This window comes from Rhodopila sp. (assembly GCF_965276935.1).
Taxonomy (GTDB): domain Bacteria; phylum Pseudomonadota; class Alphaproteobacteria; order Acetobacterales; family Acetobacteraceae; genus Rhodopila.
Map to the genome: position 1 here is coordinate 1,316,083 of NZ_CBDIBS010000003.1, position 26,138 is coordinate 1,342,220.

The 26,138-nt window shown below is 64.2% G+C and carries 25 protein-coding genes; 12 read left to right on the forward strand and 13 right to left on the reverse strand.

Annotated elements, in window-relative coordinates:
- Positions 1-4: 4 nt before the first annotated feature.
- Entirely contained in the window at positions 5-1,774 is a 1,770-nt protein-coding gene (locus tag ACQY4S_RS13895) for a putative bifunctional diguanylate cyclase/phosphodiesterase (RefSeq protein ID WP_428485784.1), read from the reverse strand.
- Positions 1,775-1,918: 144 nt separating this feature from the next.
- On the opposite strand from ACQY4S_RS13895, the gene argB reads away from it, so the two are divergent.
- Positions 1,919-2,830 carry an acetylglutamate kinase gene (gene argB, locus ACQY4S_RS13900; protein ID WP_428486280.1) on the forward strand — a complete coding sequence of 304 codons (912 nt, stop codon included), beginning with the start codon at positions 1,919-1,921 and terminating at the stop codon, positions 2,828-2,830.
- 54 nt (positions 2,831-2,884) lie between these two features.
- Here the strand turns inward: argB and ACQY4S_RS13905 are convergent, their stop codons facing one another.
- The 5 genes from ACQY4S_RS13905 to ACQY4S_RS13925 all read right to left on the reverse strand — a co-directional run bounded on the left by ACQY4S_RS13905 (position 2,885) and on the right by ACQY4S_RS13925 (position 7,810).
- Positions 2,885-4,075, reverse strand: a complete 1,191-nt coding sequence (locus ACQY4S_RS13905; RefSeq protein WP_428485785.1) for a DUF2336 domain-containing protein — start codon at positions 4,073-4,075, stop codon at positions 2,885-2,887.
- A complete protein-coding gene (locus ACQY4S_RS13910; RefSeq protein WP_428485786.1) occupies positions 4,075-5,472 on the reverse strand; it encodes a diguanylate cyclase in 1,398 nt (465 codons plus the stop codon). The genes ACQY4S_RS13905 and ACQY4S_RS13910 overlap by 1 nt, the downstream gene beginning before the upstream one ends.
- Before the next feature lie 148 nt (positions 5,473-5,620).
- A complete protein-coding gene (gene eno / locus ACQY4S_RS13915; RefSeq protein WP_428485787.1) occupies positions 5,621-6,898 on the reverse strand; it encodes a phosphopyruvate hydratase in 1,278 nt (425 codons plus the stop codon).
- A 109-nt stretch (positions 6,899-7,007) separates the two neighbouring features.
- Entirely contained in the window at positions 7,008-7,211 is a 204-nt protein-coding gene (locus ACQY4S_RS13920; protein ID WP_428485788.1) for a GFA family protein, read from the reverse strand.
- 122 nt (positions 7,212-7,333) lie between these two features.
- Positions 7,334-7,810, reverse strand: a complete 477-nt coding sequence (locus ACQY4S_RS13925) for a DUF29 domain-containing protein (RefSeq protein ID WP_428485789.1) — start codon at positions 7,808-7,810, stop codon at positions 7,334-7,336.
- A 317-nt stretch (positions 7,811-8,127) separates the two neighbouring features.
- Between ACQY4S_RS13925 and ACQY4S_RS13930 the strand changes: the two genes are divergently transcribed.
- Positions 8,128-8,958: a hypothetical protein gene (locus ACQY4S_RS13930; protein WP_428485790.1), complete on the forward strand. Its 831-nt coding sequence runs from the start codon at positions 8,128-8,130 to the stop codon at positions 8,956-8,958.
- Positions 8,959-9,040: 82 nt separating this feature from the next.
- Here ACQY4S_RS13930 and ACQY4S_RS13935 read toward each other — a convergent pair whose 3' ends face one another.
- Together ACQY4S_RS13935 and ACQY4S_RS13940 are read right to left on the reverse strand one after the other, a co-directional pair.
- Complete coding sequence (locus tag ACQY4S_RS13935; RefSeq protein ID WP_428485791.1) at positions 9,041-9,979, reverse strand: CobW family GTP-binding protein; 939 nt, start codon at positions 9,977-9,979, stop codon at positions 9,041-9,043.
- Positions 9,979-11,460, reverse strand: coding sequence for an amidohydrolase family protein (locus ACQY4S_RS13940; protein WP_428485792.1), 1,482 nt, complete (start codon positions 11,458-11,460; stop codon positions 9,979-9,981). The genes ACQY4S_RS13935 and ACQY4S_RS13940 overlap by 1 nt, the downstream gene beginning before the upstream one ends.
- 427 nt (positions 11,461-11,887) lie before the next feature.
- Here ACQY4S_RS13940 and ACQY4S_RS13945 point away from each other — a divergent pair, with 427 nt between their 5' ends.
- The 4 genes from ACQY4S_RS13945 to ACQY4S_RS13960 all read left to right on the forward strand — a co-directional run bounded on the left by ACQY4S_RS13945 (position 11,888) and on the right by ACQY4S_RS13960 (position 14,332).
- Positions 11,888-12,193: a type II toxin-antitoxin system RelB/DinJ family antitoxin gene (locus ACQY4S_RS13945; RefSeq protein ID WP_428485793.1), complete on the forward strand. Its 306-nt coding sequence runs from the start codon at positions 11,888-11,890 to the stop codon at positions 12,191-12,193.
- Positions 12,174-12,461: a type II toxin-antitoxin system RelE/ParE family toxin gene (locus tag ACQY4S_RS13950; RefSeq protein ID WP_428485794.1), complete on the forward strand. Its 288-nt coding sequence runs from the start codon at positions 12,174-12,176 to the stop codon at positions 12,459-12,461. The genes ACQY4S_RS13945 and ACQY4S_RS13950 overlap by 20 nt, the downstream gene beginning before the upstream one ends.
- A 336-nt stretch (positions 12,462-12,797) precedes the next feature.
- Positions 12,798-13,592, forward strand: a complete 795-nt coding sequence (locus ACQY4S_RS13955) for a hypothetical protein (protein ID WP_428485795.1) — start codon at positions 12,798-12,800, stop codon at positions 13,590-13,592.
- Between the two features lie 35 nt (positions 13,593-13,627).
- The gene (locus ACQY4S_RS13960; protein ID WP_428485796.1) at positions 13,628-14,332 is read left to right on the forward strand and encodes a hypothetical protein; all 705 of its coding nucleotides are present in this window, start codon (positions 13,628-13,630) and stop codon (positions 14,330-14,332) included.
- A gap of 4 nt (positions 14,333-14,336) precedes the next feature.
- Here the strand turns inward: ACQY4S_RS13960 and ACQY4S_RS13965 are convergent, their stop codons facing one another.
- A complete protein-coding gene (locus tag ACQY4S_RS13965) occupies positions 14,337-15,512 on the reverse strand; it encodes an NAD(P)/FAD-dependent oxidoreductase (RefSeq protein WP_428485797.1) in 1,176 nt (391 codons plus the stop codon).
- 121 nt (positions 15,513-15,633) lie between these two features.
- Here ACQY4S_RS13965 and ACQY4S_RS13970 point away from each other — a divergent pair, with 121 nt between their 5' ends.
- Positions 15,634-16,959 (forward strand): chloride channel protein, encoded by a 1,326-nt coding sequence (locus ACQY4S_RS13970; RefSeq protein WP_428485798.1) that lies wholly within the window; start codon positions 15,634-15,636, stop codon positions 16,957-16,959.
- Between the two features lie 237 nt (positions 16,960-17,196).
- On the opposite strand, the gene ACQY4S_RS13975 is transcribed toward ACQY4S_RS13970, so the two are convergent.
- Both ACQY4S_RS13975 and ACQY4S_RS13980 read right to left on the reverse strand, forming a co-directional pair.
- On the reverse strand, positions 17,197-17,907 hold the full coding sequence (locus ACQY4S_RS13975) for a hypothetical protein (RefSeq protein ID WP_428485799.1): 711 nt from the start codon (positions 17,905-17,907) through the stop codon (positions 17,197-17,199).
- Between the two features lie 210 nt (positions 17,908-18,117).
- On the reverse strand, positions 18,118-18,573 hold the full coding sequence (locus ACQY4S_RS13980; protein WP_428485800.1) for a hypothetical protein: 456 nt from the start codon (positions 18,571-18,573) through the stop codon (positions 18,118-18,120).
- A 117-nt stretch (positions 18,574-18,690) separates the two neighbouring features.
- Between ACQY4S_RS13980 and ACQY4S_RS13985 the strand changes: the two genes are divergently transcribed.
- Positions 18,691-19,044, forward strand: coding sequence for a hypothetical protein (locus ACQY4S_RS13985; protein ID WP_428485801.1), 354 nt, complete (start codon positions 18,691-18,693; stop codon positions 19,042-19,044).
- Positions 19,045-19,067: 23 nt separating this feature from the next.
- On the opposite strand, the gene ACQY4S_RS13990 is transcribed toward ACQY4S_RS13985, so the two are convergent.
- On the reverse strand, positions 19,068-19,304 hold the full coding sequence (locus ACQY4S_RS13990) for a DUF6471 domain-containing protein (RefSeq protein ID WP_428485802.1): 237 nt from the start codon (positions 19,302-19,304) through the stop codon (positions 19,068-19,070).
- A 110-nt stretch (positions 19,305-19,414) separates the two neighbouring features.
- Between ACQY4S_RS13990 and ACQY4S_RS13995 the strand changes: the two genes are divergently transcribed.
- Positions 19,415-20,398 carry an IS1595 family transposase gene (locus tag ACQY4S_RS13995; RefSeq protein WP_428485803.1) on the forward strand — a complete coding sequence of 328 codons (984 nt, stop codon included), beginning with the start codon at positions 19,415-19,417 and terminating at the stop codon, positions 20,396-20,398.
- A 1,481-nt stretch (positions 20,399-21,879) separates the two neighbouring features.
- Here ACQY4S_RS13995 and ACQY4S_RS14000 read toward each other — a convergent pair.
- Positions 21,880-23,202: an MFS transporter gene (locus tag ACQY4S_RS14000; RefSeq protein ID WP_428485804.1), complete on the reverse strand. Its 1,323-nt coding sequence runs from the start codon at positions 23,200-23,202 to the stop codon at positions 21,880-21,882.
- A 228-nt stretch (positions 23,203-23,430) separates the two neighbouring features.
- On the opposite strand from ACQY4S_RS14000, the gene ACQY4S_RS14005 reads away from it, so the two are divergent.
- The 3 genes from ACQY4S_RS14005 (at position 23,431) to ACQY4S_RS14015 (ending at position 26,014) form a co-directional block, all read left to right on the forward strand.
- A complete protein-coding gene (locus ACQY4S_RS14005; RefSeq protein WP_428485805.1) occupies positions 23,431-24,339 on the forward strand; it encodes an ROK family protein in 909 nt (302 codons plus the stop codon).
- A gap of 281 nt (positions 24,340-24,620) precedes the next feature.
- Complete coding sequence (gene efp, locus ACQY4S_RS14010; RefSeq protein ID WP_428485806.1) at positions 24,621-25,187, forward strand: elongation factor P; 567 nt, start codon at positions 24,621-24,623, stop codon at positions 25,185-25,187.
- Positions 25,187-26,014 carry an inositol monophosphatase family protein gene (locus tag ACQY4S_RS14015; protein ID WP_428485807.1) on the forward strand — a complete coding sequence of 276 codons (828 nt, stop codon included), beginning with the start codon at positions 25,187-25,189 and terminating at the stop codon, positions 26,012-26,014. The genes efp and ACQY4S_RS14015 overlap by 1 nt, the downstream gene beginning before the upstream one ends.
- Positions 26,015-26,138 lie beyond the last annotated feature (124 nt).

Sequence of the window (26,138 nt, forward strand, 5' to 3'; positions counted from 1 at the left end):
CTCCTTATGATTTCAACGCGGCGGTGTACCGCGCCATCAGGCCATCGATCTCGGTGGCCGGAACCGGTCGGCTGATCAGATAGCCCTGGATGTCGGTGCAGCCGTCCGCCACCACCAGCGCCGCCTGTTCCTTGGTTTCCACGCCCTCGGCGATCGTCGTCATGCCGAGGCCGGCGCCAAGCGTGGTGATCGCGCGGATGACGGTATCGGCTTCGGCGTCGGCGCCAAGCGTGGAGACGAACGACCGGTCGATCTTGATCTTGTCGAACGGAAAGGCGCGCAACTGGCTGAGCGACGAATAGCCGGTGCCGAAATCATCCATGGCGATGCGGATGCCCAGGCCGCGCAGCCGGTGCAGCAGGTCCAGCACCGGCGCCTCCTGCGTCATGATGGCGCTTTCGGTGATCTCGATCTCCAGCCTCGCGGGCGGCAGGCCGGATGCGTACAGGGCGGATTGCACGGCGTTGAACAGGCGCTCGCTGTCGCCAAGCTGGCGCGGCGACACATTCACCGCGACCGACAGGTGAACCGGCCATCGCGCCGCCTCCTGGCAGGCCATCTTGAGCACCCATTCTCCCAGCCCCTGGATGCAACCGATGTCCTCGGCGACCGGGATGAACACGCCGGGCGGAACCGCGCCGCGGGTCGGATGGTTCCAGCGCAGCAGCGCCTCGAACCCGGTCAGGCACTGGCCGCGGACATTGAACTGCGGCTGATAGGCCAGCGAGAATTCCCCCAGGGTCAGCGCCTTGCGCAGATCGGTCTCCAGTTCCCGCCGCAGGCGTGCCTGTTCGGCCATGGCCGGATTGAAAACCCGCCAGGTCAGGCGGCCGGCGCTTTTCGCGTCATACAAAGCCAGGTCGGCATGCCGCATCAGGTCCTCGGCGGTGGTGCCGTGCTCGGGATAGCGGACAATGCCGACGCTGGCGCCGATGTTCACGACATGACCCTCGACCAGGAAGGGCCGGGACAGGATGTCCACCACGCGGACCGCCAACGCCTCGGCCGCTTCACCGTTCGGCTGCAGGATGACGAACTCATCGCCGCCCAGCCGCGCGACCAGGTCATCATCGCGGGTCTCCCGGCGGAGCCGCTGCGCGACCAGGCACAGCAGGGCATCGCCGACCGGATGACCAAGGGTATCGTTTACGGTCTTGAACCGATCGAGATCGATCATCAGCACGGCACGCCGGGTGTCTGGATCGCCATCGCGGACCACATCGCGCAAGGTATCGTTAAAGTGCCGGCGGTTGCTCAAGCTGGTCAGCGCATCCAGCATGGCGTCTCCGCCGGCCTCTGCGATTTGCGCGGCCGGCGCGATCTCCTCGATGCCCAGCAGCCAGCGATCGCCCCCCAAGCCGTGCAGCTTGAACATGATGCGGTGGTGGCGGCCGAGCGCGACGCGCAGCCAGGCCTTGGGTTCGGCGCGATCCATGCCGGCAATGATGTTGCCGCAGAATTCGGTGATCCGTTCAAGCTGCCGCGGCGTCACGCGCCCGGCGGTCCGCAGCACGTCCGCAAGCTCCGGCGCTTCCGCTTCCATCATGGACGGAACGCCGAGCAGGTCGGCGGCGTGCCGATTCCAGTAATGCAGCCGAAGCCCGCGATCCAGCACCGCGACAGCCAGGGGCAGGTGATCCAGCGCCATGGCCGCCAGCGTCACGCGGGCCGCCGAACCGCGCCGCGCCGCGCCGGGTTTTGCCCGGATGGTGCGGACGGGCGGCAAGCCATCGGCAAGGCCATCCGGAAGTAGCAACATTCCAGCTTCACGCACGCCGGCCTCCTGGTTCTCTCGCGGCCGGATCATTGCAGCCAATGACTTACGAAAACGTTAAGATTCCGATGGTTTGCGACTGGATCGGCTCATTCGCGGCGCGGGTTCTTGACCCTGCGTCCCACGCCGCCCTACACGCGCGCCATGAGCGAAACACAGATCCGAGCCGTCGACGTCGCGGCGGCGACCGAACAGGCCCACGTGCTGGCGCAGGCCCTGCCCTTCCTGCGGCGTTACGCCGGCGCCACGGTGGTGGTGAAGTACGGCGGCCACGCAATGGGCGAGGACAGCCTGGCGCAGCAGTTCGGCCACGACATCGCGCTGCTGAAGCAGGTCGGCATCAACCCGGTGGTGGTGCATGGCGGCGGGCCGCAGATCAACGCGATGCTCAAGCGGCTGGCGATCCAGTCCACCTTCATCGACGGGCTGCGGGTGACCGATGCGGCGATGGTGGAAGTGGTGGAGATGGTGCTGGCCGGTACCGTCAACAAGCATGTCGCCGAACTGATCACCAACGCCGGCGCACTGGCGGTCGGCATCTGCGGCAAGGACGGCGCGATGATCCGCGCGCGCAAGCTGACACGGACCAAGCAGGACCCCGACAGCCGCATCGAGCAGGCGCTGGACCTGGGTTTCGTGGGCGAACCGACCAGCATCGACGTGCGGGTCATCCATGCGCTGACTGGCGGCGGGCTGGTGCCGGTGATCGCCCCGGTGGGAATCGGCACCGACGGACAGACCTACAACATCAATGCCGACACGGTGGCGGCGGCGGTGGCCGGTGCGTTGAACGCGACGCGGCTGCTGATGCTGACCGATGTCGCCGGCGTGCTGGACAAGGACAAGCGGCTGATCCAGAGCCTGACCTTGGCGGACGTGCAGGCGCGCATCGCCGACGGCACCATCACCGGCGGCATGATCCCGAAGGTGGAAAACTGCGTGGAAGCGGTGCGGCAGGGGGTGAAAGGCGCGGTGATCCTGGATGGCCGCGTGCCGCATGCCTGCCTGCTGGAACTGTTCACCGCGGCCGGGCCGGGCACCTTGATCCGCCGGTAGGATACTGCCCCGGCTCCGCGTCCCGGTTCGGCCGCCGCAGCCGCAGCCGCAGCCTCACCGGCCGGTGCGATACATGAACTCCAATTGCCAGCGCATCTCGTGGGTCGTCATCGGATAGCCGCCACCGGGCCGCGCGTGGATGACAGCGTCCGGCGGCAGGCGACCCAGAACAACTTGCAAGGCTTGCGCGACCGGCATCGACAGGTTGGCCTTCCAGGCCAGGGCGATCAGTCCCTTGGCACTGCGCAATGCCGCGGCACGCTCGATCACCGGCAGCGCAACCCCCGCCTTCATCGCCAGCATGGTGCACAACAGGCCGCTGTCGCCGCGGCGGGCGGCGGCGATGAAGGCCGCATCATTGAGTTGCCCGACATCGCGCAGCGCGGTTGCCTGGGCGAGCACCACTTGCGCTGTTTGATCAGCCGATGCCGGCCGCGCCGCCGCCGTGGATTGCTTGAGCCGGTCGCGAAGATCACGGGCCAGGCCCGCATCCAGGTCGTCGCGGGCGCTCAGTACCGCCAGCAGATGGGTGGTGACGATCTCCGACAAGGCGCGCGCCACATGTGCCGGCAGGATGGGGCGGCGCACCAGCGGGTCCTGCAACGCGACCTCGGTCTCGGCACGGGCGACCAGGGCATCCAGTGTCGCCTCCATGATCTGCGCCGACGGATTGGCCAGCAGGGCGGCAACGGCATCGGCATGCGCGGCGGCGACGACGGCATTGGACACGCGGCCATCAATCCCCGGCCGGCGGGCCACCGTGGCGATTGTTTCGGCCGACGGCGCGGCGACGATCAGTGCGACAAGGTCCTGCGAGGTCAGCACCGGCGAGAACAGGATCACCGGCTCGGACACCATCACCACCGGGTCATGCGCCAGACGCAGAATGATGTCGCGGGGCGCGTCCGGCATGTGCTTGACCGCTTCGGCGATGCTTTGCCGCACCCGCGCCGCCTCGTCGGCGACCAGCGCGGTCAGCGTCTCGACCGTCTGCTGGCGCAGGCATTGATGCGCCACATCGTTCAGGTTCGGGGCCAGGGCGGCAAGCTTGCGGCCCAGCAGCGCGCGCACCCGTTCGTCCCGGTCGGACGCCAGGATCGTATTCGCCAGCGCGGGCGCCGAGGGATTAAGCGCGACCGTGGCACGCACCGTAGCCGATGGATCCTGCGCCAGATCCTGCAGGATATCGGCTCCGGTCGCGGTGTTGGCGCTTTGCCGGACACGTGCGGCCTCATCCTGTTGCATCAGTCGCCCTCGAGCAGGGAGACCCGCCAGTGGCCGCGGCCGCTGCGCTTGACCTCATACATCGCCATATCGGCTCGGCGGATCAGGTCGTCGATCGGCTCCTGGCTTCCGGCCCTGCGGCTGGCGATGCCGATGGACAGGCCCAGACCAGGGATCGGCTGGCCAAGCAGCGATTCCAGTTCCGCCGGACCGGTCTTGCGGAGGTGATCGGCACGCTCCGCCGCGGTCAAATGATCAGCGCCGCCCATCCAGACGGCGAACTCGTCGCCGCCGAGGCGGGCGATCAGGTCGAACGGCCGCACCAGGTCGCGCAGCATCTTGGCGACATGCACCAGCGTCTGATCGCCCATTTCGTGACCAAGGCGGTCGTTCACCGTCTTGAACGCATCCATGTCGACGAACATCAGCGTCCCAGGCGCGTGTTCCTGGTCCAGCCGTTCGGCGTGGCGCTGCATATCCTCCATGAAGGCGCGCCGGTTCAGCAGACCGGTCAGCGGGTCGGTGCGTGCCTGACGGCCCATTTCATGCTGAATGGACTCATGTTCCAGGATCATGCGGATGATGCTGGCGGCGGATCGGACCAGCATTGTATCGTCGCGATCCCAGGGGCGCGAATCGGCGGTCCGCCAGACCCCAAGGCCGGCATTCGCGCCGAACCGGGTCTGACATCCCACCGCCAGCACCAGCCTGCCGTCCACGGTGATCGCCTGCCCTGCCTCGGCGCCATGTTCGGCCGCCAGCCTGGCGGCCGCCTCGCGCACCGCCGTCGAGCCGGGACCGGATTCATGCAGCAGTTCGACCTGTTCGCCCTCACGCACGGCGACCACGATGGCGCCCTCGGCGGCCAGCGCGTTGACCAGTGCGGACAGCGCGGCATCCATCATGCGCGGCGCCATGACCTCCTGCGCCACACACCATAGAATGTAATCCAGCACCTCGCCCCGGCGCAGGCTGCCGGCGATCGCGGACGCCTGCGCCTGATGCTCCGTCACATCGGCGGCGATCCCGCGCGAGCCGACGATGTTGCCCAGGGCGTCCAGCAGCGGCGCGGCGGAGAATGCCATGTACACCATGGTTCCATCGTGCCGCTTGATCCAGATGCGCCGGCCGCGCGTTTCGACGGCGGGACGAAACGGATTGAACGGGCTGTCGCCGCTGTCGGCCAGCAGCAGTTCCGACGGCTGGCCGATCAGCGCGGCGGCCGACCAGCCCAGCACCTGATCCGGCACCACGAAGACAAAACGTCCCTTGGCGTCGGTCTCGAAGGCAAGATCGGCGGCGAGGCTGACCAGATGCTGCCAGCGTTGCCGGCTGCCGATCAGCGGACCGTGCAGCACGTCGGCCTTGGGCCTGGCGGATAACGGCAGCGTGGCTGAATCCAAAAAAGTGTCCGTCATGCGTGGCTTGTCCCGGCGGCCAGGTGTGACGCATGAATGTCAGGTAATCCTTAAGAAAAGGTTGCCGCCGCAGGGAAAGCGAGACGGTTTCCTCAGGGCCGGCCGCGCAAAATCACCATGACGTCGCCGCCGTGACGCCACTGCAACCTCACCGCCGCAGGATCGTCGCCCCAGCGTAATGGCCGGCGGTGCCGAGTTGCTGCTCGATCCGGATAAGCTGGTTGTACTTGGCGGTGCGGTCGCTGCGCGCCAGGCTGCCGGTCTTGATCTGGCCGCAGTTGGTGGCGACCGCGAGGTCGGCGATGGTGGCGTCCTCGGTCTCACCCGAACGGTGGCTCATGACCGCGTTCCAGCCGGCGCGATGGGCGAGTTCCACCGCTTCCAGCGTTTCCGACAGGGTGCCGATCTGGTTGACCTTGATCAGGATGGCATTCGCCGACCCCAGTCCGATGCCGCGGCGCAGACGCTCCGGATTGGTGACGAACAGGTCGTCGCCGACCAACTGGACGGTCTTGCCCAGCGTCTCGGTCAGCAGTTTCCAGGTGTCCCAGTCGTCCTCGGCGCAGCCATCCTCGATCGAGGCGATCGGGTAGCGGCTGACCAGATCGGCGTAGTAGCGGACGATGCCTTCGCCATCCAGCACCTTGCCCTCGCCTTCCAGGTGGTACTTGCCGTCCTTGAAGAATTCGGTGGCGGCGGGATCGAGTGCGAAGGTCACGTCCTCGCCCAGCCGGTAGCCGGCCTTCTCGACCGCCTTGGCGATGAACCCGAGTGCTTCATCGGCGGATTTCAGGTCGGGCGCGAAGCCGCCTTCATCGCCGACATTGGTGTTGAAGCCGGCGTCATGCAGGCCCTGCTTCAACGTCGAGAAGATCTCCGATCCCATGCGCACCGCATCGGCCAAGGTCGGCGCGGCGATCGGCTGGATCATGAACTCCTGGATGTCGATCGGGTTGTCGGCGTGCTTGCCACCGTTCAGGATGTTCATCATCGGCACTGGCAAGGTGCGGGCGAAGACGCCGCCGACATAGCGATACAGCGGCAGTTGCAGGTCGTTGGCGGCAGCCTTGGCCACCGCCAGGGAAACCCCCAGGATGGCGTTGGCGCCGAGCCGCGCCTTGTTCGGCGTGCCGTCCAGGTCGATCAGGATGTTGTCGATGGCGACCTGCTCGGTCGCCTCCTCGCCGCCCACCGCTTCCAGGATCTCGCCTTGCACGTTGGCGATGGCCTGCTGGACACCCTTGCCGCCGTAGCGGGATTTGTCGCCGTCGCGCAGCTCCACCGCCTCATGCGCGCCGGTCGAGGCGCCGGATGGCACCGCGGCGCGGCCCATGGCACCGCTTTCCAGCAGGACATCGACCTCGATCGTTGGGTTGCCGCGGCTGTCGAGGATTTCGCGCGCGGTGATGTCGGCGATCAGGGGCATGCTGGGTTCTCCGGTGACGGCATTGCGGCGGTGCCTATCATTTCGCCCCGGCTGTTGCCAGCCGGTCGTGGACAGGGCGAGTGTCCATGCTCGGCCTTGGTTCTATCGCTCAATCGGCCGGATTGCCGGGCAGCGTGCCGATCTGATCGATCCATGGGACCGCCGAGCGGCACCAGATCTGTCGCTTGGGTGCGAGCGCGCGGCGCTGGCGGATGCTGCCCCACCGGATGCCCCACTCAAGCGCCTCCGCGCCCTCGCCCGTGGTAAACAGCGGTGAACCGCATTCGGGACAAAAGTACTGGAAGCGCTGCACAACCTCAGCGCATTCAGACAAAAGATAAGGATGCCCGCGGCAACCACAATGCAGTCTTGCATAGTCATTACTGCAAGCTGATGTTGTCGTGCCTGGTCAACGTCCGACAAATGATCTCGAGCTTACGACGGCACGGCAGGCTGTTCAGGAAGCCAGTCGCCTAGCACCTGATCCTCCGTGAACGTCAAGCTGTCAATGTCGACTAGGGACGATTCGCCATAGTATGCCAGCGGCGCGGCCGCTCGCTTCCTGGCGCTGCCAAGCCTTTCAGCGATGACGCCGGAAACGGTCTGCCGGAGGCTTGGAGTGTCCGTCAGCAAGGCATCGATTTCTTCCCGCTGCGACCAAACCGTTTCAACCCAGCCACCACGTGGCGCGTCGGCTGGCGAAGCGACCGGTTTCATCAGGTGTATCAATACCGTCGACACCCTGCTGCCAAGTTCCCTTCTGTAGGTCTTGGCCAACGAGTCGATCTTCTCCGCGATATTGGGCCAGTCCAGTTCATCGCTGTTGACGCGCTCACCTGTAGCGATTCGATTCAGCAGCGATGCCTGCTGTTCAGACCAGACCACGACATCAGTGTGATACAAGTTGCTCATAAGGGTATCTCAAGCCTCATTCAGTGGCAGAGTACCATATCCGGATCACGGTCGCTATCGGTGCCTTTTGACGTCCCGGCTATCTTCAGGCAACGGCCGAATACCCATTGTCTTCTATTGCCGTTGTCACCGCGGCCGACCGTGGCTGTGTCTGGTTCCGCATTTTGGAGCCTTTGAACCAAGGCACGGCCTGCCAACCCGCGGGGCACCCGGCGGGGCCGCCGCATTCAGCCGCTGTCGCACTTTCATTTGCGAAACCGATTGGTTTGGCGTACCTGCCACCGCCCTATCCGAGTATGCCCATGAAGGAGTGCCGCATGAACCGTTCGAGTCGATTGGCCGCCCTGCTTGCCGTATTGTCCGCCGCCGCGCCAGTCGCCGGGTTCGCGCAACCGCCGGCCACACAACCCCAGGATCAGCAACCCCAGGATCAGCAACCCCAGGACCGGCAACCGCCGGCCACGCAACCGCAGGATCAGCAACCTCAGGACCAGCAACCGCCGGCCACGCAACCGCAGAACCAGCCGCCGGCTTCGCAACCGCAGGCGACCGCGACGCCGGCTGCTCAAGCACCGGCTGCCGCGAGCCACGCACCGCGCACCCAGGTGTACTACCACTCCGGGGCCTGGGACGCGTTCAGCGGCCGCGCCGTCGGCGGTGGCCCGGTCTGCGGCATCGGGACCAACAACCCGGCGACCGGCCATACGTTCTCCGTCCGCTTCGACATCGGTGGCACGGACACCGTGTTCGACGCCAACAAGCCAGACTGGACGATCCCGGACGGCATGCAGGTCGCGGTGGTGATGCAGATCGGCGCCAATCCGGCCTGGACGTTGCACGGCACCGGCCATGGCCAGACCATCGAATGGACAATGGACCGCAACGCCATCCAGACCTTCGACCAGCAGTTCCGCGCTGCTGGCTCGATGACACTGAGCTATCCGGATGGCAACGAGTCGCCGTGGCATATCTCGCTCGCCGGATCGACCGCGGTCAGCGATACATTCGGTCGCTGCGTCGTCGACCTGACCCGCCAGATGCAAACCGCGCGGCCATCCGCCAGCGGCAGCCAGGGCGCGCCAGCGGCGACGCAGCCTTTCAGCCAGCACAACGCCGGCAGCGCCTCGGATGCCACCCCGGCGCACTGACACTTGAATGAAGCGGCACGACCCGTGCTTCGGCTTGGAGAAATCTGAGAAGCCCGGACGCGGACCCGGCAGGTCGTACTCGTCATTGCGGCTTAGCGACACAATCCGCCAGCATGTCCCTGACTTTCGGGACGTCCAGGACACCGTTCCTGGCGATCAGCACCAGTCGCACCGGTTCAGTCGCCGGATCATCGATTGGGCTGGGACTCAGTGTCGCGCGTTCGCCCACGAGCTGGAACAGCATCGGCTGATCCGGCCGCTCCGCGAACCGCAGGATACCCTTCGCCCGCACCAACAGGCCGGCAACACGTCCGATCACCGCCTGGAACCGCATCAGCGAGAGCGGGGAGGTTGCCGTCCAGCTTAATGTCTCGAAGTCCGGCGTGGCGAAGGCTGACCGTGGCGCGGTGATGCGCGCCGGCTGATGCAGCGACGCGCTGAACAGAATGTCCGCCGGAACGCGGCCGTGCTCCATGTCGAAGATCATCCGCGACGGCTTGACCGCGGCAAGCGCCGCCTTGATGCGGTCGGCTTCGTCCGGGCTGACCAGGTCGGTCTTGCTCAGCGCGACGAAGTCGGCGGCCTGGATCTGCGATCGGCAAAGCGCGTCGTCCAGCAGATCAGGCCGGCGCGTCAGGTGCCAGGCGTCGGCGACGCAGATCACCGCGTCCAGCGCGGCTTCCCGCCAGACGACCGGGTCCAGCAGGGCACGCACGACCTCGGCTGGATCGGATACGCCGCTGGTCTCGATGACAATGCCGTCCGGCACCGGATCACGGCGCAGGATGGTGCTTAATGTCCGCAGCAGGTCGCCTTGCAGGCTGCAGCAGATGCAGCCGTTCTTCAGGCTGACCACGCCGTCCGCCGCATTTCCCAGTAGCGCGGCATCGATGTCGATGGCGCCGAAGTCGTTCACCACGGCTGCCAGGCGGCGGCCTTGCGGATGGGTCAGCAGATGGTTGATCAGCGTCGTCTTGCCGGCGCCCAGGAAGCCCGTCACCAGCAGGATGGGAACCGCCATCAGCCGACGGCGCGGCGTATCGGACGTCCGGGCCAAGCATGAAGATCGAGCAGGCCGTCGGTGATCACCGCGTTGCCGTGGACCAGCACGTGGCGCATGCCCTCGGCCGGGCGGTTCATCGCCTTGAACTCCGCCTTGTCGGTCAGTGTCGAAAAGTCGAACACCACCAGGTCGGCGTCACAGCCGGGCTGGATGCGGCCTTTCCGGCGCATCTGCGGCGTGCTGGCTTCCAGGATGCGCGCCGGGATCAGCGTGCATTTCGCCAGCCCCTCGATCAGCGGCACCGCCTGCCGCTCCCGCACCCATTGCCGCAGGAACCGCGTGAACGTGCCGGACGACCGCGGATGGGATACCGCAGCGTCCGGCAAGGGCCACGCGTCGCCGTTGTAGGTGACGCCGTCCACCGTCCAGGGCACCGCGTCCGAGGCGATGGCGCCGCCGGGATACAGCACCGAGACATCCAGCAGATCGCGGTGGCGCTGGTTCACCTCGACATCCAGGAAGTGCCACAGCACCAGCGCGCCCGGATCATCCTGTTGCGCCGCGAGCAAGTCGTCACGGCCGGTGAAGCGGCGCCCGGTCCGCAGCATCTCCACGGCTTGATAATCCGTACCGGTCCGCTCGGGGAAGGCCGGATCGGTGAAGAACACGGCGCCCGCCACGGTCGAGCCGGTGCCATACGGATAGGCTTCCACGGTTACCTTCAGGCCCTGACGTTGCGCCGAACCGACCAGTTCCGCCGCCCGCTCGACGTCCTGCAGGCTGGTGCTGTTGAAATGGCAGATGTGCATGTGCGCGCCGGTCGACCCGGCAAAGCCGATCAGCCGCGTATAGGCCTCCACGGAACTTTGCGGGTCGATGTTCGACATGTAGGCGATGTGGGTATAGGTCGGCACACCGTGGTCGGCGGCCAGGCTGCACAGTTCGGAGATTTCCTTGACACCGGTGCCGGGCGCGTAGGCGTTTGGAAAGCCGATGCCGATGCCGCCCTGCTCCAGCCCGGCGCGGACACGCTGCGTGATGTCGGCGGTCTCCGCCGCGGTCGCCACGGCGTCGACCCACCGGCTGTCGCGCATGGCGCGCCCCATGCCCTCTACGCTGGATTCCGTCTGCTGCGCTGTCATGGCGGCAATCCGGGCGAACACCCAGCCGGTGGAGGCGCCGTAGTTCAGCAGCCGCCCGGCATGGGCCTGCTCGTCGTACCAGCGGGCGACGGGCAGCACGCCCAGCTCCAGCTCCAGCGAGGTGGTCACGCCGTCGAAGGCCTGCATGCGGTCGGCTGGCAGCGATTGGCCATGCGCGTGCAGGTCGATGAAGCCCGGCGCCACGATCAGCCCGGCCGCGTCGATCACCCGCGCCGCGCCGTCCAGCCCGGCGCCGACCGCGGCGATGCGGCCACCGGACACGGCGACGTCGGCCGTTCCGTCATGCCCGCTTTCCGGATCGATGACGCGGCCGTTGCGGATGATCAGGTCATGCATGCTGGTGATTTAGGACTACCTTGACCGGCTGCCGATAAAAGTTTCCGATAGGCCGTGCTCATATCCTGCCCGCAACTACCCTGCCCGCAAGCCTTTGCGCGTGCATATCGACGCAGACTGCGACACGATGGACAAGGTTTAGGTTCGCGTCGAGGGACCAAAGCGGAAGATGATGGCCCTGTCGAGGACATCGGCTGCCGTTGTGCCTATATTCAGTTGGCTCGGCCTTGAATGTCGATAGCAGCACGGACCTCGAAAACGGCTAAAATGCCAAGACACAACGGTCGGGTCACCAGGGATCATCTGGGTCGGAAGGGCCACGAGACCCGCGAAAACCCAGCTTGTCGCGCGACTTGAGATCTTTGCGGCACGCCTTGATTGTATCTCATTTGAGATACATGTATGAGCTAAGCCAAGAGGATTGAATATGGCTGCTCACACCTCAATGTTGCACGTGCGTGTCGATGACCAAATCAAGGCGCAAGCGGCGGAAAAGCTCGCTCATTTCGGTATGACTGTCTCGGATGCTGTGCGCATGTTGTTAACCCGCGTCGCCAACGAGGGCGCGTTGCCTCCTGGGTTGACGGCCGATCCCGAAGCCTATGACGCGTGGTTTCGTGCCAAGGTCCAGGAAGCGCTGGCAGACACGCGCTCGTCTGCGCCGCATCCGCAAGTCATGGACGAAGCCCAAGCGCTGATCGACAGGAAGCGCCGTGCACGCGTTGGTGCTTGAATGGCGCGAGACGGCTCGTGCCGATTTGCTGTCGATTACTGATTATATATCCGACGACAACGCCGATGCCGCCCAGCGTTTGAAAGACGAGATCGAGGCCAAGGTTTCCAAGCTGCAGGAACACCCCAAGCTCTACAGGTGGGGCCGCGTCGCTGGCACGCGGGAAATGGTTGTCCGAAGGAATAACGTGGTGGCCTATGCCGAGAATATCCACGTCGTGCCTATCCCGCGCGTTCTGCACGCGGCCCAACAGTGGCCGACAGCCTAAACCTTCGGCTTCGATAGCGTGGTTCAAGGAACTCCTGGTCGATACCCTCTCAAGCGACATGCCTGTCAGGTCGATGAATAAAGCGGATCAACACCGCTGATCATCGACATTCACCGCCCTGCCCGGTGACGACAGAACGCCTCGGTCCCGTGCTGCGTCATGGCATGGGCTTTCGGTCCGCCGCCTGGAACGAAGCCGGGCCAATGGCGCCACTGGCCACGATCGGATCGGCACCAGGTTCTCGCCATATCGTTTTCATTGCGCAACCCCTTGCACCAGCCGCCAGCCTCCCCATCTCCACCACCGTTTAGAACAAACCAAGAACTTAAGCGCCGCATGTCCGACGTCACCACCGAAACCACGCCGCCCTACGACCCGCACGCCATCTTCGACGAAAACGGCCCGATTAACCCCAGCTTTGTCGCCGAAGCCATCCGCACCCTGATGCGCGCCCTGCCGATCGACCGTGCGGAATCAGCCGACTGGGCCAACCGGCGGCGCCACAGTGCCATGCTCGCGCTCGCCGCCCTGCACCCGCGTGACGAGATCGAGGTGATGATCGGCGTCCAGGCCCTGTGCGCCTATCACGCCGCCGCCGCCTGCTGGCGCCTCGGCATGAATCATCATCACCCCTGCGGCGACAGCACCCGCCACATCGCCACCGCCGCCTCCGCCGCGCGCGCCTTCGATAGCCTGTTGCGCGGCCTCGAACGCCGCCAGATCAAGCCGCTCACGGTTCCGCTCGGCCGCCCGGCCCCGCGCAAGTGGAACCGGCAGGACCCCACCAGCTACATGGAGGCCTGGGAAACCCGCTGCCGTGATGCCGAAGGCGCCTCACTCGCGGAAACCCCCGCCGTGGCCTGGAACCCGCGCGCCATCGCCCTCGCCAACGAACTGCGCGAGGCCGACCGCATCGCCGTCGAGAACGAGGGCCTCGACATCGAGCACACCGACGGCATCCTGCCCGGCGGCGGCATGATCATGCCCGAGCACCCGACGCCGCAGCAGGAGGCCTACATGGCCCGCCGCCTCGGCCTGGCCTACCGCCGCGAGTGCCAGGAGAACCTGCGCCGCGGCCTGCGCCAGTATCCGCCGATCCGCCACATCCGCCCCGGCGACCTGATCCTGTGATTCCACCATTCGACACTTATTGAAGGCCTCATGCCATGACAGAAATCCACCCGACACAAGACCAGCCAGCCGATCCGCTGATGGAGTTCATCATCGGCCTGCTCACCCCGCTGCTGATGACCGGCGGCATGACTGATCCGGGCCTCGCCCGCCTCGCCGCCGCCCAGGCGATCAGAAGCTACAAGGCCCGCGGTGTGGAACAACTGCTGACGGTCGCCGAGATCGCCGGCTTCGCCCTCGCCTCACTCGACACGCTGCGCCTGTCGATGGCGCATGACCTGAGCGTGGAAATGAAGCTCAAGCTGCGCGGCAACGCCAATGCGCTCAACCACACATCGCAACGGGCGACGGCCGCGCTGGAAAAGCAGCGGTCCCACGTGGTGCCGCCGATCGAAAGCGATCCGGCCGAAAGTCAGGTGGTGGAACTCGACGATGCCCCGTCCGAGGCCGAACTGCTTGCGTCGCTTGCCGACGCCCGCGCGGCGGTCCAGCAGGCCCAGGCTCAGCCGGCGGCTTCGACCGGCAAATCGGCGGCGGAGCGACAGCACCGGCTGGTCTGGGCCAACGCGATGGCGGAAGTCGCGGCTGAATGCTCCGCCGATCTTGCCCACCTGACGCCGGCGCAGCGCCGGGAACAACTCATTTGGTTCGGCGCCCTGACGGAGACGGCCCGTGTCCTGGCGGAAGGCGATGCGGCAATGCCCGCGCCTTCGGCCGCCCAGTCGCCACGACGCCATTAATGGTTCAAACCGCTTCCCCCGCGCACCACCCGCTCGCCCACGCCCACTGGAAGTTATAGCCGCCGAGCCAGCCGGTCACGTCGACCGCCTCGCCGATCACGAACAGTCCCGGAACGCCGGCCGCCGCCAGCGTCCGGGACGAAAGATCGCGCGTATCCACGCCGCCGCGGGTTACCTCCGCCTTCGCGTATCCCTCCGTCCCGCTTGGCCGCACGACCCAGGCGGACAGCCGCGCGGCCAAGGCCGCCAGCACCCGATCCGGCACATCCGCCAGCCGGACGGCGTCGCTTTCCACGGCGAAAGCCGCAGCCAGCCGCGCCGGCAGCACCTCGGCCAGCACGCTGCCCAGCGCCGCTTTTGGCCGGGTCCGCTTGCGGTCCAGCAGGAATGCCGCCGCATCGATCCCGGGCAGCAGCTTCATGGCAATCGGCCCCTGCCGCCAATACGACGAGATCTGCAAGATCGCCGGCCCGGACAGGCCGCGATGGGTGAACAGCATGGCCTCCCGGAACGTCTGCCGGCCTATCGTCACCTCGCTGTTCAGCGACACGCCACTGAGCGGCCGCATCAGCGCCAGCAGGTCGTCGGCGAATGTCAGCGGCACCAGACCGGGCCGGATGTCGGTCAGCCGCAGGCCGAAGCGCCGGGCGGCGTCATGCGCGAAACCGGTGGCGCCCAGCTTCGGGATCGACAGCCCGCCGGTTGCCAGCACAAGGCTGCCGGCGGCGAACGCGCCTTGGTCCGTCTCGACCCGAAAGACCTCGGATCGGGCCAGGTCCGTCACGCGATGCCCCAGCCGCAGCTCCACGCCGGCCGCGGCGCATTCCGCCAGCAGCATGGCGACGATCTGCCGCGCCGACCCGTCGCAGAATAACTGGCCGAGGGTCTTTTCATGGAAGCCGATGCCATGCCGCCGCACCATCGCGACGAAGTCGGCCGGCTGGTAGCGGCTGAGAGCGGAGCGGCAGAAGTGCGGATTGTCCGACAGGAAGCGTTCCGGCACGGTGCCGGTATTGGTGAAGTTGCACCGCCCACCGCCGGAGATCAGGATTTTCGCGCCCGCCTCCGCCGCATGATCCAGCAGCAGCACCCGCCGTCCACGCTGGCCGGCGGAAATCGCGCACATCAGGCCCGCCGCCCCGGCGCCCAGGATGATCACGTCGTATTCGCGCTTGGGCATCCGGCTTGTATAGCAGCCGCTCCGCTAGCATGGCACCGGAGGCTTCCAACATGCGCCAGAATAGTCCGTCCGATCCGGCATCGGGCACCGGAGACCAACTCATCCGAACAACGTCCGACCCGTGATCCCGCCCATCCTGGCTCGGCGCAGCGCCGCCGGGTTCTGGCTCGCGGTCATTCTGACCGGCATCGGCACCGGTCTCGGCGCCGCGGCGCTGACCGGGCTGCTTGAAGTGACGCAGCACAGGATCTGGGGCGGCAATGGTCTTGATCTGCTGCAGGGGGCATCACGGGCGCCGCCGTGGAAGCATCTGGTCGTGCTGACCGGTGCGGGAGTGCTGACCGGCGCGGGACAGCTCCTGCTCACGCGGCTGTCGAGCGGCAACGGCATCGACATCACCGCCGCGATCTGGTTCCAGGCCGGCCGCCTGCCGAAGCTGCGCACGCTGGGCAGCGCCACGCTGTCGGTGCTGATCGTCGGCATGGGCGCGGCGCTTGGGCGTGAAGGCGCACCCAAGCAGGCGGGCGCGGTGATTGCCGACATGCTGTCCGACCGGGTGCGACTGTCTGACGAGGAGCGTCGGTTGCTGGTCGCCTGTGGCGCCGGTGCCGGAATGGCGGCGGCCTATGGCGTACCGCTCGGTGGCGCGCTGTTCGCGCTGGAGGTGCTGCGCGGCGTCCTCGCGCTGCGCTTCGTGCTGCCAGCCCTGGTCACTTCGGTGGTCGCGACCGAGGTATCCTGGTGGTTTCTGCCCGACGCGCCGACCTACCACATTCCAGTTTTCGAAGGTTCGCTCGCCAGCAGCGTCTGGGCGCTGCTGGCCGGGCCGGTCGTCGGCCTGGTCTCGGTCGTCTACGTCCGGTCGGTGGCCTGGGCCGATCGTCACAAGCCGCGAGGGTGGCGGCGGCTGCTGGCTCCGGTCATCGCGCTTGCGGTCCTCGGCGCCGTCTCCATTGCTTTCCCGCAACTGCTCGGCAATGGACGCGACGTGGCGGCGCAGGCATTCGCCGGGCAGCTCAGCCCGCTGCTGCTGATGGCGCTGGTGCTGCTGCGCCCGGCGGCGACCGTGCTCTGCCTGGGCAGTGGCGCGCCCGGCGGCCTGTTCACGCCGTCGCTGGCGTTGGGCGCGCTGCTAGGTGGGGTGCTCGGATTGCCCTGGTCCTGGCTCTGGCCTGGCGTGCCGCCGGGACTGTTCGCCCTGGTCGGCGCCGCGGCGATGCTGGCGGCGACCACCCAGGGTCCGATCTCGACCGTCGTGCTGATGATGGAACTGACCGGCTATGCCCGCGCCGCCATCGTGCCGCTGCTGCTTGCCGTGGCGACCGCGACACTGCTGGCCCGCACCATCGAGCCGCGATCGATCTATGACGCACGACTGAGCGACGCCCAGGTGCGCGAACGGCAGCAGGCGCGCGAGCATGGGTCGGGAGAGGCGCGGATCAGGTAAGTGCCAAGTGACAAACGGCCGGCCAAATCCGCCCAGGACGGGTCCGGGTTGAACACTCCCGCGCTATCAACCATTCCTTCGTACATGACCGCCAAAATGAAAAAGCCGGCGGTTATGACCCGCCGGCTTAACATCTGGAGGTATAGGATGACACAATATCCTGACTGCTAATGTTGGTGATCGTGATCATAAAAGTCCGGTATTAGGTAGCAGCCGCCACCAGCCCAAACCTGCATCTCAGGGTGAGCTGATCGGTTTTTTTCCAATCACGAAATGTAGCGCGCCTGGGCTGCCAAATTCAGGCGGCGCTCCATGGGTTGAATTTATTTCAAATTTCTTGGTTGTTAATTTGAGAGCAGGAAGCACCGCCAGAGCCACTGATTCGGCTTCTTTTGTATCAACAAGAATTGCAGCCCCTGAAGAGTTATTTAATCCCCAATTCGGTTTTCCAGGCCGTGATATTTTAACCGTTCCAGTTTTCCAGCTTAGCTCTTTCCAGCCTGCTTTCAAAAGCGCCTCTTCAATAAGTGTGGCAAACCTTTCTGTCTCTGGGTCGTTTACCAACACGTTCATATCAAACGTTGCGCCAGGAAAAGATTTAGCCGCCTTCACCACGGCATCGACATCTATGTCACGTGGCTGTGTAAGCTCTGCCAACCGGAGCGCCAGCTTTAGATTGTCGTTCTTCAGTTGGTCGGATTGTAATGTCAGCGTGGCGATCCGCTCCCGCGATTTCTGCAATTCCGATTCTGCGGCTGTTATGCGGATCCCCGCCGTGTCCTGGATTTTGGCCGTCACGGCAGAGCTAATACCAGACGACAGGCCGCTTGCTAGTGCTGCGAATATGCCAGCGAACACAGCTACAACGAGAAGTTTTGATCCAGCCCAATCCCAGAAGTTAAGGGAAAACCCAAACCAAAATGGGCTGCTCCCAACGCTGTTTGTCATCTTTGTAATCGCCGTAGTTGCCGCTGGAGTGTCTATTATCCGTGCGGATCGGGCAAATCGGCAATCCCGTCGTAGGCTGATGGATGCGCTTGATCGACAGAGCCTAACAAACGATGGCGATCCGCCACATGACGGAGGGCGTCATGTAGGCCGGCGGTGACCGCCGTGGGCTGGCGGCGGTGTTTCAGAACGGTGCTTGTTGCCACTTGGTTAGCTGGACTTGGCTTTCCGGACCGGGCCGAAGCCAACATCACCCGTACCTATAGGCAGCTTGGCGGGACTGATGAACTTCTGGAACACCGGAACGTCCGGGAACCCGATCGGAAAGACTTTAGCTGTATAGAATGGCGTTGTATCAGCCTCGCCCATGTAGGCTGCGACGACGCAGACGCAAAGCTCATAACTTTTCCAATGCGGCCGTTTGTCCGGAGCGGCTGCCTTTGCGGTGCACCATCGTCTGTTTTTATGTGCTTCGGACGGCGCGAGAGAATCGTTGCTCGCGCCGCCTTTGCCTCGCGAAGCGGCAACTGCGTCGTTGACGGCGTCTTCAAACCACTTGTCCGCGTCACCGAGTTCAGAAAAGTCGGCTGCGGCAATCCAGTAGATTACATTTTGGGCGGCAGATTTACCAACATTCCTAGCGTGCAATCGGATGAAGAACGCCAAGTTGTTTTCGTCCGGTGGGAATGTCGCTATTATCCATGGGTTCAATTCGATAGGGCCGTCCAGAACAGCCTCAATCGTAATCCACGGCCGCAGGTCGCGGGCGGCTACATCTCGTGCATGGGCAAGCGTCTTAGAGCTCTCCTCAATGGCTCGCTCCGCCGCCCCGGCGCTAACTTGGGCCGCTTCGGCGGCAACTCTAGTGTAGTGCAGCGTGCGAACTACAAAGATTATTCCGAAGACGGCGGCCAAGCACGCGACTCTAGACCAGAAAGCCTGTTCCTCGGTCGCTACAGCAGCGCGCCAAGCTATGCAAAGATCGGCTTGATGGCTGGCCTGGGATGGCTGGCAAGCACTCTGATCAATGAGTCCGGAATACGTCGGTTCCACGACAGGCGGCAAGGGGAGATCTGGTACGCTTGTGGTGTTCTTTGTATTGCGGTTGGCATCATCGCCGCTCTGATGTTGGCCTAGCGCTTGCTCACTGCAACAAAGCCCTAGGACCAGTCCTCCACACGTAAGGTATGTGCGCCAATGGCGCGCATAACGGCGAATAAGAACCACGCTGGGAAAGCCCCCCGATTGACCTTTGCGGCAACGGACGTATCCGTTTCCGGAATACCCATGTCCGTCAAGCGTCGGGCCAGTTCGGCATAGTTCACGTCGGCGCGCTTTAATTCTGCTTTCAAATGCCGTTTGGCGTGGTCTGCCCATTTCTCACTTACGGCTGCCATATCGGCTATCCTCCATTTCTGCATATAATACTACATATGTGTCGATTTCCCTATTGCAAATGGGCATCGCATAATCTACATATTCGTCGAATTAACGACGGATATGACAGATGTCCCAACACTTTCTCCTTAGCGCCAAAGCCCGGACCCTCTCACTGGCGGAAGTTATGCGCATGACCGACGCGCAAGCCGAGACAACGTTTCGCTCCGTCCGCTGGCCTGATGGCAAAGCCGTCTGCCCGCACTGCGAATGCCCGACCGTCTATGAGTGCCGTCGCCCGGACGGCGCGCTGCGCTTCCGCTGCAAAGCGTGCCGCAAGGATTTCAGCATCACCAGCGGCACCCTCTTTGCCTTCCACAAGAAGGGCCTGCGGGATTACCTCGCGGCAATTGTCATTTTCACGAATGAGTGCAAAGGCAAGTCGGCACTGGCGATGTCTCGTGATCTGGATTGCCAATACAAGACGGCCTTTGTGCTCGGGCACAAACTGCGCGAGGCGATGGCATCCGAGTTGAAGGGTATGCGCCTGGGCGGCGCTGGCGAGACGGTGGAAGTGGATTGCGGCTACTTTGGTGGGTATGTGAAGCCGGCCAACCACAAGGAGAACCGCCGCGACCGGAGACTTGCCAAGAATCAGAACGGCAAGCGTCAGGTGGTCGTGGTGATGCGGGAGCGTGGCGGCCGGACGCTTCCCTCCGTGTTCAAGTCAGAGACTGCGGCGCTGAGCTTCATTGTTAATCGGGTGGCGCCGGAGACGAATCTGATGGCGGACGAAGCCACGTCGTGGAACGATCTGCACACCCGGTATGAGGTGTCCCGGATCGACCACGGCTCGCTCTACAGCGATCGGTCTGGCGTCTACACGAACGGTGCGGAAGAGTTCTTCTCCCGGATGCGCCGAGCCGAGATCGGGCATCACCACCACATCGCCGGCCAATACCTGATCCGTTATGCGCAAGAGAGTGCTTGGCGGGAGGACCACCGTCGGGTTGCCAACGGCACCCAGGTCAGGATGGTAGCGGGATTAGCCATGGCGGCGCCGACTTCGGTGGATTGGTGCGGGTATTGGCAGCGGGCGCAAAAGGCGGCCTAGGAAACTTCGGCTAAGAGACTTTTTTTAATAGATGATATAAAGGTGAGGTCATTGTCAAAATAAAATTGGTCGTCCTCGTCCGCGGATTCTCGTTCTTTGGTAATTTCGGAATATGCTAGTTCCAAAGCCAACAGTGATATAGCAACTATATGGGCTGGTATATTCGGACCGTTGTCGCTGTATGTGCTCTTTTTTGCTCTCATATTCGGATATGAAGATAGCCACGTAAGCCAGTCAGCTCGCTGTTGCTGATCAGACAAACGGTCCACCGCCGCACTCACTACGCGTACTGCGCCTGCTGAAAGTATGAGCATCTGGCCGCTCCCGAGACGTCTAAACTCTAGAGAACTGGGGGTGCATATCCGAAAGGAGACGCCGATATTCGGACAATTTCATGTTTACAGATGGCTCCCATGACCAGTGACCCTGTCCATCATCAATCAATACAAGTGAGTCACTATAACTTGATCCGGAAGGGAGTTTCCAGATTTTTCCTGTCCATGCCGGGTCAATTGCTTCGGACGTGGACATTCCTCCCGCTTGCGCTTTGACATACATGTCCCCCCAAATCTCGATATATGTCTCTATGTCTGGATGAGAATGTGGCGTAATTCGAGGCTTGTCCAGGCATGGGCTCGTGCGATTGCCAGACCTAAAAAGATCGACGGTGGTTAGAGCCATTGGCTTAATGATCTCACTTGCGCTCTCAGACGCATTTGATCGAGTTTATGGCACCGCAGGTGTAAGCGGCAACCCCCACCGCTCCCATCCCATACCATGCTTGACCACCGTCTCACGTCGCGGCTTGCATCCGCCGCCACTCAATCGGAAGACGTAGCGCTTGGTAATGGCAACGTCCAACGAGAGCCTAATCCTTCGCCGATCTTCTCCACTGATCTACTCCGCCGCAACTCTCGCAGCGACCACAGCACGCTTTTGGTTATCCTTACCCGTAGTTTGGAGTCAACGAGGTCAAGCCCCTTTTCCTGCATTGCCTGAATTGCGATGGATTCCGCCGCGATCGGCTCAGACGCCCCGCGAAGCGCGTTCCGACAATAACGCGCGACCTCCCCATGCACGAACAACGTGCCTCGTGTTGACGGACGCTTTTGGCTGATCTTTCGAAAATCGAGGTCAGGGTCGAAGAGCCGGATTGATGCGTCAATGTGGACCAAATCCTGCCGCGCTTGACGAAGCCGCTCCTCCATATCAAGGATCTGGCCCGTCAACGATGCGCGTTTCTGAACCAGGACGGCAGCTATGTGTTTGTTTTCCATGCTATATATAGTAGTGGAATCAGGCCCCTAGCGCCGCTATCCTGTGGTGGCGGTTGATACATAATACCGTAAAAGTCAAGATCATCATCAAGAGACGGTAGGGGAGCGGGTCGGTTCGTTCGCGAGCCGGCCCACCCCAGATGCTTGCGGCCCGGCAGGAGAACTTCGGCGCGAACGGCAACCTATGCCTGACGGACGACAAGATCAGGCAACCGCGCTTGTCCCGCTACGGTCAAGCGTCACGGCGGGCTCCGGAATAGGCTCAATGCGGCCGAGGACCACGACATAGGAGACGATGCCGATCACCAGCACGACGCCGGCGACCAGGAATGCGCCGGCGAAGGAGTGGGTCAGGCCGACGATGAAGCCGGTCACGATCGGCGCCGCGGCGCCCATCAGGTTGTTGGTGAAGTTGACGATGCCGCCGATCGTGCCGGTGCCGCCCCGAGGCGCGATCAGCGAGACGATGGACGAACCGACTGGCGCCGCCGCCGACAGGCCGGTCAGCGCGATGGTGATCCAGGTGATAGCCCACACTGGATTGGTGGTGGCGACAGCACCGAACACCGTCAGGCCCAGCAACATGCCGGCAACGAGCACCGTCTTGCGCACCCTGGTTTCATCGCGGCCCCGCGCGATCAGGTGGTCGACCAGGAAGCCGCCGATCAGCAGATCGGCAAGGCTGGCGAAGATCCATGGAATGGTGGCGTAGCCGGCCGACTTCAGAATGCTCATGTGCAATGTCTGCTCCAGGTAGCCGGGCAGCCATGTCAGGAACAGATAGAACGAATAGCCGTAGGCGGAGAAGCCGATCGTCAGGCCCCATACCTTCCGATTTCGTAACAGGTATCCCAGCATGGCGCTGTTTCCGCCGGCCGCGACGCCCTCGGGCGTGGCGCCGCCATCGACGATGTAGATGTGTTCGGCGTGCGTCAGCCGCCGGTCTTCGCTGGGATCGCGATAAATCGCCCAGTAGGCCACGAAATACGCCAGGCTGAGGAACGCCGTGATGCCAAAACCCCAGCGCCAGCCGAGTTCAACAATGGCGAAAGCGACGAGCGGCACACCGATGACGTTGGAGAACTTGGCGGCGCTGTCGAAGATGGCGGTCGAACGGGCGCGTTCGTTGCGGGGAAACCAGTAGCCGGTGGCCTTCTGGCTGGCGGGGAAGGCGGGCGCCTCGGCGATGCCCAGCACGATGCGCGCGGCGAAAATGCCCGCGAAACCCCCGGCAACCGCGGTGACGGCGGATGCCATGGACCACAGAAAGGCGCCCCAGCGCCCAACTCGGGTGACGCCGAACCGGTCGAGCACAATGCCGCCCGGGACCTGCAGAAGCGAATAGGACCAGAAGAACGCGCTGAACAACAGGCCGAGCTGCTCCGGCGACAACCTGAACTCCTGCTGCAACTGCGGCGCCGCGACCGAAAGGTTGATCCGGTCGAAGTAGTTGATCAGCACGCCGACGCCGAGCAGTACGCCGATCGTCCAGCGCCGGCCAGGAACGCGCTGCGCATTCGGAGCCATCGAGGAAATTCTCCCATGCCTGAGATTGTTTGAACGCCTGTTGCACGCGCGGCCGATCCGGCCTGCCGCCACAAGCAGGACCTGAAGTATAGCGATAGCGAGGCGGCAACGGATGGTTCAACCCTGCGCGACCTCAGCTTGCGCACCTGTCGCCGAAGCCGGACTTCATTGTCCTCAAGCTCTCAATCCGCTTGAGCGATCGCGGCGGCAATGGCATGCTCGGTAGTTATGAGCCGTTATCGAATTGGTATCGATCTTGGTGGCAGCAAGATCGAGATTGCCGTCCTGGGACCGGACGGGACCGAGGTGCTTCGTCATCGGGTTGCCACTCCGCCCGGCTATCAGGATGTCCTGAACACCATCTCGGCCTTGGTGCATGACGTTGAAGCCTGCCTGGAAATCAGTGCGACCGTGGGCGTCGGCATCCCCGGGGTTATCAGCCCGGCGACCGGTCTGGTGAAGAACGCCAACTCGGTCGGCCTGAACGGCCATCGGCTGGATAGCGATCTAAGCCAGATCCTGATGCGGGAGGTGCGGGTCGAGAACGACGCCAACTGCTTTGCCCTCAGCGAGGCGACCGATGGCGCCGGTGTCGGTTTCAGTTGCGTCTTCGCCGTGATCCTTGGCACCGGCTGCGGCGCGGGCATCGTGATCGACGGGAAAGTTCATCGCGGTTCGCATCGGGTCGCCGGCGAGTGGGGCCACACGCCGTTGCCATGGATCACCGGCTGGGAAATGCCTGGAAACCCATGCTGGTGCGGCAAGAACGGCTGTCTGGAAACCTATGTCTCCGGCCCCGCGCTGGCGCGAGACAGTGACGGACACAGCGCGAAGGACGCCAGCACGCTGCCGGCCCGGGCGGCCAGCGGGGAGCAGCGGGCGATCGACGCCCTGGCCCGCCATGCCGACCGGCTCGCCCGTGGCCTGGCCATGGTGGTGAACATCCTTGACCCGGACGCGATCGTGTTCGGCGGCGGCCTGTCGAACATGGACCACCTCTACACCGAGCTGCCGCGGCTCATATCACTGCATGCGTTCAGCGATGTGATCGCCACGCCGATCTTGCGCAACAAGCATGGGGATTCATCCGGTGTCCGCGGCGCCGCCTGGCTGTGGCCGGCGAACGCCGACAGCTAATGGATAAAATCCAACCGATAGGTCCGTTGAATTTATCCACTAGGCTTTGATTTGGTGGGCCGATTCACCTAACGCTTGGAAACCAAGCGTCAGGATCGGACCACTAGGACCTGCCGGCAGCTATTCCAATCCAATTGGTCCATGCCGCGCCCTTGTTATCCGCTTGTCGCCGCCGGTCCACGGGATGCGCTGGCTATCGGCAACCCTGCCGCAACCTTGCTCCCGAAACCTCCAAGGTCTAGAAGCCCGCACCTCTCCCTATCTCTCGGACGGATCCATCCATGAAGCAGCAGGCGAACCTGATTCGCGCCGGCCAGGTGATCGAGCATGAAGGCCGGCGCTGGACGGTGCTGAAGCAGCAGATCATCACACCCGGCAAAGGCGGCGCGTTCATTCAGGTCGAGATGCGCGACCTGAAGTCTGGCAACAAGACCAACGAGCGCTGGCGCACCGCCGATACGGTGGAACGGCTGACCACCGAGGAAAAGGAGTACACCTACTCCTACACCGACGGCACCAACCTGGTGCTGATGGACCCGGAGACCTACGAGGAAACCCATATTCCCGCCGACCTGATGGGCGACGCCGCGCCGTTCCTGCAGGACCAGATGCAATTGACCGTCGATCTGGTCGAAGACGAGCCGGTGGCGATCCACCTGCCCGGCACGGTGGTGCTGGAAGTCGTCGAGGCCGATCCGGTGGTGAAAGGCCAGACCGCGTCGTCCTCCTACAAGCCGGCCCGCCTGTCGAACGGCGTGAAGACGGCGGTACCGCCGTTCATCGAGGCAGGCGAACGCATCGTTGTCCGCACCGAGGACGCCAGCTATGTGGAGCGCGCGAAGGGCTGATGGCATTTCGTCTCTCCCCGCATCTGACCGTCATGGCCAATGCCGCCCAGAAGACGGCGAAACGCCTGTTGCGCGACTTCGCCGAGGTCGAGCAGTTGCAGGTCAGCATCAAGGGGCCGTCCGACTTCGTCTCCCAGGCTGACCTGCGCGCCGAACAGACGCTGAAGGAGGAACTGAACAAGGCGCGCCCCGGCTATGCCTTTCTGATGGAGGAATCCGGGCCGTCCGGCTCCGCCAACTGGGCCTGGCGCTGGGTGGTCGATCCGCTGGACGGGACAACGAATTTCCTGCACGGCATGCCGCATTGGGCGATCAGCATCGGCCTGGAACGCCGCCTGCCGGATGGCGCCTCCGAGGTCCACGCCGGCCTGATCTATGCGCCGGCGGCGGACGAGATGTTCTGGGCGGAGAAGGGCACCGGCGCGTTTGTCAATGAACGCCGCTTGCGTGTCTCCGCGCGCCGCGAATTCAGCGAGTGCGTGTTCGCCACCGGCATTCCGTTTGGCGCCGTTTCGGTCCCGCGGCGGCAGGCGTTCAGCCGCACCTTGGCGACGCTGATGCCGCAGGTGGCCGGCATCCGACGCTTCGGCGCCGCCGCGCTGGACCTCGCCTGGGTGGCGCATGGCCGCTTTGATGGCTACTGGGAACTCGGCGTCAAGCCCTGGGATATCGCCGCCGGCATGCTGCTGGTGCGCGAAGCCGGCGGCTACGCCACGGATGTGGGTGAAGGCGACCCGCGTGAGACCGCGAACATCGTCGCCGGCAATCCGCACATGCACGCGAGGCTACGCACGGTGGTCACCGAGGGCATGCAGCCGCCGGCCTGACATTGTTCGTCATGCCGACAGGGGTTGGTATCGACGCCTTGCCGCGCGCGTCGCAACGCCTGGATGCGGACTTGCTGCGGCATGGCGAGGCGGCGGCGCCGATCTTACGCTCGCCGTGATCGGT